The organism is Streptomyces sp. NRRL F-5755 (assembly GCF_001279365.1).
GTDB lineage: Bacteria > Actinomycetota > Actinomycetes > Streptomycetales > Streptomycetaceae > Streptomyces > Streptomyces rimosus.
Map to the genome: position 1 here is coordinate 20,112 of NZ_LGCW01000027.1, position 7,980 is coordinate 28,091.

Annotated in this window: 8 protein-coding genes and 1 pseudogene; 1 reads left to right on the forward strand and 8 read right to left on the reverse strand. The window is 66.5% G+C overall.

The annotated features are described in order from the left end of the window. Nucleotides 1-8: 8 nt before the first annotated feature. The 5 genes from ADK86_RS42100 to ADK86_RS05370 form a co-directional block, all read right to left on the reverse strand. Complete coding sequence (locus ADK86_RS42100) at nt 9-386, reverse strand: hypothetical protein (RefSeq protein WP_053695539.1); 378 nt, start codon at nt 384-386, stop codon at nt 9-11. Continuing rightward, the gene (locus tag ADK86_RS42105; RefSeq protein ID WP_234345721.1) at nt 383-814 is read right to left on the reverse strand and encodes a hypothetical protein; all 432 of its coding nucleotides are present in this window, start codon (nt 812-814) and stop codon (nt 383-385) included. Before ADK86_RS42105 ends, ADK86_RS42100 begins: the two co-directional genes overlap by 4 nt. Nucleotides 815-930: 116 nt before the next feature. Further along, nucleotides 931-2,280 (reverse strand): hypothetical protein, encoded by a 1,350-nt coding sequence (locus ADK86_RS05360; RefSeq protein WP_053695541.1) that lies wholly within the window; start codon nt 2,278-2,280, stop codon nt 931-933. Beyond that, entirely contained in the window at nt 2,271-3,551 is a 1,281-nt protein-coding gene (locus tag ADK86_RS05365; protein WP_159393780.1) for an HsdM family class I SAM-dependent methyltransferase, read from the reverse strand. The genes ADK86_RS05360 and ADK86_RS05365 overlap by 10 nt, the downstream gene beginning before the upstream one ends. A 465-nt stretch (nt 3,552-4,016) precedes the next feature. After that, complete coding sequence (locus tag ADK86_RS05370; RefSeq protein WP_053695543.1) at nt 4,017-4,217, reverse strand: hypothetical protein; 201 nt, start codon at nt 4,215-4,217, stop codon at nt 4,017-4,019. A gap of 439 nt (nt 4,218-4,656) precedes the next feature. Between ADK86_RS05370 and ADK86_RS05375 the strand changes: the two genes are divergently transcribed. After that, nucleotides 4,657-4,959, forward strand: coding sequence for a hypothetical protein (locus tag ADK86_RS05375; protein ID WP_234345722.1), 303 nt, complete (start codon nt 4,657-4,659; stop codon nt 4,957-4,959). Between the two features lie 427 nt (nt 4,960-5,386). Here ADK86_RS05375 and ADK86_RS43680 read toward each other — a convergent pair. The 3 genes and pseudogenes from ADK86_RS43680 to ADK86_RS05385 all read right to left on the reverse strand — a co-directional run. Then, nucleotides 5,387-5,476, reverse strand: a pseudogene (locus tag ADK86_RS43680) (thymidine kinase); the annotation flags it as partial. 256 nt (nt 5,477-5,732) lie between these two features. Next, nucleotides 5,733-7,349: a hypothetical protein gene (locus tag ADK86_RS05380; protein ID WP_159393781.1), complete on the reverse strand. Its 1,617-nt coding sequence runs from the start codon at nt 7,347-7,349 to the stop codon at nt 5,733-5,735. Nucleotides 7,350-7,561: 212 nt separating this feature from the next. Then, nucleotides 7,562-7,831, reverse strand: a complete 270-nt coding sequence (locus tag ADK86_RS05385) for a hypothetical protein (RefSeq protein ID WP_159393782.1) — start codon at nt 7,829-7,831, stop codon at nt 7,562-7,564. Nucleotides 7,832-7,980 lie beyond the last annotated feature (149 nt).

Sequence of the window (7,980 nt, forward strand, 5' to 3'; positions counted from 1 at the left end):
TCCTCTCGCTACCGTCGCCGGTTGAAAATGTTGGTGCCCGCCACGACGAACTGCTCGGTGAGGAGCTCGCGCACCTTGTGCTCTGGCAAGCTGGTTTCGTTCGCTACCGCCCGCACCGCGCTTGTCAGTGGAGCACCGAGGCGGCCGTCGAAGAACTTCTCGACGGCCTTTCGTACGCGGCTGTCGTCGGTGATCGCCGTTCCCCGCGCCACCCACATCTGGTTGCCTGTCCGCTCGAGCGTCGGGTCGAGTCTCATCAGCAAGAGGGCCCGCTCGGAACCTCCCACCTCCGTGAGCTCGGGGACGGCCTCCGCAACGCGCTCGGGCGTCGCGGGACCGCGGCCGATCAGGAAGTCGCGGACCTTCGAGGTGATTGGGCCGGTCATGCTTCCTCCTTGAGCGGGAGGCGCAGCTGGGTGTCGGTCGCCTCGTCCCGCGAAGTGACCGTGCCCTGGCTGTAGCGGAAGCTCCGCAGGACGCTCGCGACGACGTTCGGGGTCGGCACGTCGCCGCCAGGCACGCGCATGACCTCCTCGACGAGCGCGCGCCCGCGTGCCCCCTCGAGGATCGCGTAAGGCTCGAAGCGAGAGCTGACGTAGCGGCGCCCGAGATTGGTCGGGCGGATCGCATCCTCATCGATCAGCCGCGCCCAGCGCGCGGCATCGACGTAGTGGTGGACATGACGGGGGTTCTTAAATCCGATCTTGTGCTGGAGCCACGTCGGGTCGTCTTCGCCGAGCACGACCATTCCGACCATGCGGTCCAGCAGGGGCAGTTGCGTCGCTTGCGATACGCCCGGATCGCGTGACGACATGTTGCCCCCCGGCACGACGGCAAAGCGGGGCGCCGACCCGAGTGCCCGCGTGAGCACATCACGCCGCACAGAGCAACTCCAACCCCCGGGAGAGCTCGAGGTGGTCGCCACGGCGTTCACGACATCGCCTCCCGGAGGTAGTCGTCGGCAGCTTCGATGAGTGCGGTCCGCGCCAGCAACGCCTCGCGGCGACGCTGCATCGCTCGGGTGAGCCGGGTCTCGAAGTCCTCTCGCCAGACTTGACCCAGCACCGGGACGAGCAGCTCATCGAGGTCGCGCTTGTTGACAAAACGCTGCACGGACCCGGAGGAGAGCAGCCGGAGCTGCGTGCGAACGAGGGGATGCGCGAGCGCGACGGCGAAGACGCGGGGCGTCTCGTGGAAGCGGAGGGTGGTGAAGGTGGCGCTCCCGAGGAGCGGCTGCTTTTCGGGTCCGAGCTCCTCGTCGATGTAAGCGACCTGGTCGCCCGAGCCTGTCGTGCACAGCAGGACATCGCCCACCTCGAGCCGCTGCCGCATGCGCGAGGACAGGTCGGACAGGGGCCGAACCTCGCCGCCCTCGACAAGGAAGGTGCTCTCGTTCACGTCGTCGGCCTGAACGGCGAAGACCTCCTCGTCATCGGCGAGGCCACGAAGGCTCGTGCCGGCGGGCTTCGCAAGCTGGAGCAACGGCCGCATGGCCGACGATGCTGCCGAAGAATGACGGAACACGCGCCCGCGGTTGAACGGGACGTCCCACCGGTCTGCCAGCTGCGATCGGAGAACCTCGATGGCCCTGCTGGGGGGCTTGACCCCGGAGACACGGTGATCTATCTCGGTGTGGATCGCCGTCACCACCGCGTTGAACTCGGCGCGGGCGCTCGCGGTCAGGTCGACGGCCCGCTGGTACTGCAGCCCGAGCGACTCCTGCAGGCTGCGCGGGGGCAGCGGGATCGGGAGGCGCGCGATGTCCGAGAGGCGAAGGCGCGGCAGCGCCGACGAGCCACCGCGGTACGCGAGGTCACGCAGGATCCGGTTCAGCGTCGGCGTGCAGAACACGGCGGCCAGGTACTCGGGCAAGACCGCCGGCCGGGGCCGGATGATGGTTAGCTCCGACGACACGGCGATCTCTGCAGGCATCCCCGACTGGACCGCGGCCGCACGAAACGGCTGGGCTGCCCGCGTGAACAGGACGTCGTTCTCCTGGACGTTGATCCACTTGGCGTCGGTGCCGTCGACGTGGGCCATGCCGCTCAAGTCCAGCTCGCAGGGCCGCACGTTGTTCAAGCGGAGCATCGGGATCCCCGATGCAGCCGAAGGCAGGCGAGCCCCGTCGTGGATGGACTCGACGATATCCTCGAGGCTAACGTGTCGACTGCCCTCCGAGCTCATCGTCGACCGCACCAACTCGCGCCCGAGGTAGAAGGCCGGGTCGAGGCGAACGTGCCGCTTGCCGAGGTCGGCGCGGGAGAGCGTGGCTACGCGCATGCGGCTACCTCCCGTTCGAGGAAGTCGTCGAGCTTCGACCGCGCCGCGCCGATGTCGCCGCGGAGGTCGTGCGCCTCCACGTCGACCATGAGGATCGGGTAGTCGTCGGCCAGCGCCGACTTGCGGAGTACCACGACGGAGCACTTAACCCCCGTGCCGCGGAAGCAGGTTCCGGCAGGCAGGCTGACGACCGCCAGCAGACGTGCGTGTTCGAGCAGCCACTCGCGGAAGTCCGCATGCCCGGCGCTCGAGAGCAGGCCTTCGGGCAAGACGGTGACGAGGAGAGCGCCATCGGCCATCGCCGCGAGCGCGTGCTCGATGAACAGCAGCTCTGCAGGCACGCGGCTGCGCACCTTGCCCCCGCGCTTCGACAGCTCAAACCTGGCCAGCTGGGCTCCGCTCAGTTGGAGGCCGAACGGCGGGACGACGATCACGCCGTCGTAGGACCCATCGAGGTTCGACTGCAGGAAGTCAGCGAACACACGCTCGACGCTCGGAAGCAGGCGCTCCAGCAGCGGCTCGAGCAGGCGAAGCTCGGCCGGAAGAAAGATCGTGCCCTCCGCGCCGAGGAGTGCGGCGATCTCCACCCCCGCTCCGCCTGAGACCAGGAGACGACGAGCGCCGAGCTGATGTCCGCGCACCAAGGGCGCCACGCTCTCGGTCAGCCCGGAAAACTGACCCTTGTTGGGAAGCAGTGAGGACAGCGCGACGACGAGACGGACCAACTCATCGGGCGCGTTCGGGCGGAGTCGAAAGCCGGCCAGGAGCGCAGCCGCCGTGCGGAGCGGTTCTACTGCGACCGACTCGTCACCACCGAGACGCGAGACGGGCACGCCGCCCGTGGGGCGGACGAGGTCCGGCTCAAACACCTCATCGCCATCCAGGCGAGCGACCATCTGGGCGACGCCCAGCTTCATCGCGTCACCGTGACCGGCGGCCGCATGAATCAACTGCCCCCAGGCGCCGAGGACTCCTGCCGACGGAAAGTGGCTGCGGTCGGCGACGGGCAGTGCCCGCACGGGGACGAGCCCCTCCTGCTCGCGAGCGTAGAACGATGGATAGCTGCCGCCGTCGACGATCACAAATGCGTAGCCCTCGCCCGCGAGGAGCTCGAGGTAGCGGTCGGACACATCACCGCGCTTGGGGCGAAGCAGCACACCGCGCTCGCCGCCGAGCATGAACTCCCCAGCGAGCGCCAGCCGTCCGATGACCGGCTGCGCAGCGTCGGATACGTCGATTCCGAGGCTGCTGAGGTAGGTTCTCGCGTCCAAGACCATCTCTCCATCACGCGCTCACGCGCCCATTGAGTCTCAAAGAGTAGCCAGGACGAGAAGTGCAGTCAAGAGTCATCACGCGCTCACGTTCCCAATGACTCCAGAGCGGCTCCGCCTCGCCGTAGCGGGGGGGGGAGCGCATCAATAGTTCCTTGTCCGCGGCTGCGCACGATCGGTAGCCGGACACTCGGACCAGCCATCGGTGAGCCCCTGAACTCGTCGCGCCGGCGAGGCGCCGTCTACGCCGCCGACGACCTCCATCACGCGGTACGGGCGGCCCGGCCGAGGCCGCGCACACGGCGTTTCGCGTGCTCTGCGCGCTGGACGACTCCGCCCGCGGCCACGGCTGGCTCGACAGCCTGATCACCGTCCTGAGCACCGCGGCGGCGGTCGAAGCGGCACACCACGGACGAGGCGCACGACTTCCAGGCCCGCTGCTGGCGCCGTGGGCTCGACCCGCGGCTACTGCTCCCCGGCCTCGGTGGCCACGACGATGCGCTGCACAGCTGGTGCGAGCCGCTGCCCGACGCGCGGACGACGCTTTTCCGCGGGCTGCTCACCACCTTCCTGCAGATCCTGCGGGCGCGTTCCCGCGAGCTGATCACCGGGCTCCCCACCGGCGTCGGCGACCGGCTCCACGACGTCCTGGCCGTCCCAGCCCATTACCTTCCGATTAGAGCCCGAACTGTGTTCGTGACCTCCGGGGCCGGTATGGCTCTCTGCCCCTGTCGTTGATGATCCGGGGGGTGCTGCCGCCGGTCCTGGCGGCACCGGAAGGTCGCTGATAGAAGCATGTCCGCCCGTCGGCAGGGCTGCGTAATGTGGCTGCCGATCTCCGGTGCCCGATGGGCCACCGGCTGCAACTCCGGGGAGGGGAAAGCCCGGTGACCAGCAACGACTTCACCTCGATCGATGTGTTCTGCGCCCCCCTTGCAGGCAGCGTTCCTCACCACCCTGACAGCACGTCCATTTTTCACCCCAGATGAACGGAAATGCAGCGCCCAGCGTGGGGCACGGAGCGCCACCCCATCTTGCATCATCCTAGAAATCCAAGGGTTTCCAAGCCTTGCTAGGGTCCTCCGGGGTGCCCTGACCTGACGGCATGACAGACACCGCGACCACCAACCGCTGCTACTGCGGCTGCCAGACCGCCGTCGGCTACGGACGCACCTTCGCCGCTGGCCATGACAAGATCGCCGAAGCCGCCTACCTCGCCGTCCACCACAACAGCTCCGTCGCCGAACTCCTTAAAAGCCAGGGCTTTGGCCCCGACAACCCAGTCACCGACGCAGCCGTCGAAGCGGGCGCCTGGAAAAAGTGCGACCACTGCGATTACAAGGGCGCCCCTGAAAGCATCCGCAACCACATGGCCAAGGTGCAGAAGGCTGAGAACACCCAGCGATAGTCCCTGGAGAAGCCCGTTCGCGCGCTCGGCGGGACCTGGGACCCGAGCCGCGGAATGCAGACCATGCGAGACGCCGGTTACCACCCCTCCGAGAAGTACATCCGAGAGGTGTACCGACGACTGGCGGACAGTGGCCTGCTGGAGAAGGTGATGAGCACCGGGCCATCTACTTCGTCATCGAGAAGTAGGGCCAGCAAGTGGGCCCTGTGCTCGTGATGCTCCGGTCAGAGGACGTGTCCCCCTGCAGACCCCGGCCGAGTGCGCGTCCAGTGCGCATCCGCCCGGGAACTCCCAGGAAACCGCAGGTCAGCGAAGGTACTCCTAACGACCGCAAAACAGCCCCTCCCAGGGGAAACCCCAGGTCAGGGCCGTAGTAGCAGACGAGTCGGGCTGTACGCCGGGTTCTGTTCCGGCCTGCCCATCGGTCCGCGGTAACCGATAACACGTCCGGCGACAGCGCAACTGCCCGCGCTGACGCGCTACTCATCCGATTGCGGTGATGGGGACGCAGCACCACGTGCCGCAGGAACCTACAGCATCCTGCACACACAGCAACGGATCATGGACTATCTGTGGGCCGGGCAACCCCTGGTTTGACGACCGTGCCTCCCTGATCAGCTGTTATTTATGGACCCGAAGCGCCTTCCGGAGCTGTCCCGTGCCACGAGGCCGCACATTGACAGCCGACTCGCCGGTTCCACGCTGAGTTGCAGCGTACGGAATAGCGGATGGGGGGCTGCGATAGCAGCCGTACGGGTGCTGTCACCCACAGTTCACCGTCCGGTCGCGCCGTGCCGCCACTCCTCCAGCACCAGCCAGAAGTCGCGCGGCCAAGGCATCGACAGCGGGTCGAAGTAATAGCTCCTCGCCATCGTGCCCTTCCACAAGACCTCCGCACTCGCGGCTTCCTCAGCAAGGAGTCGGGCCGTTGCCAGGTGTCCCAAGGCAGCTGCGAACTTTCTCTCTTCTGCAGCGTCCAGGAGGGCCGGCCAGGTCTTCCACGTCAAGTGGTGTTCGAGGGCTCGAAGGTGATCGCCGGCCTTTCGAAGGAGCAGGTCGCGGACTTCCCAGGTGATCTCTTCGTCCTTACGCTCCACTTCGCCGATGCGGTCCTCGTCATCCCAGCCGTGCTCTTCGACTACTTCCCTCCAGATCGTCCACGAATGCTCTGCCCGCTCCTTCGCGTATGTCTCCAGCCCTTCTTGAGTAAGCCGCGGAATGACGCCTCCGTCCGGATCATCAGACACGGATTCGTCCAGGGCAGCTTCGACCCCAATTCCGTACCGGATGCGAGTCAGGGTCGCCAAGAGACGAATGGAGGCGTCGATGTCCTCATCGCAGACCGCGTCAAAAATGTCGACGATGTCCTGAGCCACGCCTTGCGAGTCGGTCTCGGCAAGGTGATCGTCAAGACGACCGCCGAGGCCATCATCCGCGTCCCGGATGCGCAAGCTGTTCACAATTTCTTCGATCTGGGCGTCAAGCCGCCCAGTGACGGCCTCAGGCGTCTCTCGCTTCCGTCGGGCCACTTCCTCGTGCTTCGCGCGTTCAGCTGCTTCACGCTGCTGCTCACGAGCTTCTCGGCTCGAGGGGAGGCGGGTTTGCAGTGCCCGCATCTCCTGGGCCTTGGTCGAATCACTCTGCTCCAGCATTTCGATGGCTTGTGCCCGGTGCCCGGCCTGAACCAAGGGATCCGATGCGATGCTGCACAGCGGACCTACCCCCGCCTTGGGGTCGCGGTGGGCCACAGCTATCGCGACAGCGAGGCGGTCGGCGCTCGCGGCCCCCGGATGCACGACGAGTTTCGTCACGGCTTCGGGTACGTAACCGGTCGGGTGCTCATACTCGGCAAGAGCCATTCCCACTCTCATACGTGTCTTCAGCGGGGCCGTTTCGTCGTCCGCGAACAGCTGCGCCGTCCACACTGCCCATCCTTCTCGTACCGCGTCCGCGAGCCAATCCCATTCGTTCTTAGGTAGCAGGTGCCGAGCTTCCGCGTACCCCACATCGTCACGGAAGCGGGAGACCAATCTGTCAGCTGCACGATGCCGTAGGCCCCGTGGCAGTTTCTTGGTGCCGGCTACGTAACAGAGGCCAAGTGTGTACTCGCCCGGCGTGTATCGGGGGCGATCAACATTGGCCCCTGACACGCGGAGAATGCGCTGCAGGTCTTGATGCCAAGGGCCCGGAGCCTGTACCACGAACCCGGCTGCGGCGTGGGCGGCGCCGCCTCTGACCTCGCAGGCGGTGAGGCTGTTGGTGCGCCAGCTGTCGGCAAGGGTCTCGTCCGCAAGGCGAACAAGGCAGGTTTCGACAAAATCGTCGGGCTCCCGATGCCGAGCCGGAACGTCGCAGTCCGGCAGGAGTTCGGGCCGTTCGATGCAGTCCACGGGGCGCCTCCTTGATCTACAAGACTGGAATCCTAACCCCGGGGTTGTTGGCAGGGGACAGCACACATGCGGAGTCCAGGGCGAGGAACCCCATGCCCACTCTGATATCTACAACACGCTTCCATGGCGCAGAGACGTCCTTGGCCAAGGACCAGGAGAGTTGTCTGTCAGGGGAGTTGGCGTCGGACGCGGGGGTGGCGCTCGTGACCAGGTCAGTTGGCGGCGCGTGGCGTCTCGGCCGTGACACCCGAGCGGAATCGAACCCTCCCCCGGCTGCTGGTGCCTTGGCTGAGACTCCGCCGCGGGATCGCGATCGCCGCCGTCGCCGGCGCTGCTACCACGCTGCTGGTCGGGCTCGTCACAAACGCCTGCCGCTCCATGTGGACCCTGAATGTCTGGCGCGTCACCGTCTTGCGATCAACCATCACCTCAACCTCTTTGCCGGACACTGCCGTCGGAAAGTAGTCGGCCGAGGTACTCATTCAGGGGATGCGGCACCAGTGGCAGTCAGACTGAGGCGCCGCCCCACCCCTCTAAGACGTCATTTCGTTTGGTGTGATCTTGCGGCAGTCTGGGATGGTGACTGCCCCTCTTGTCGAGCGGATGGTGCCGGACAGCCTGTGGGAGCTGT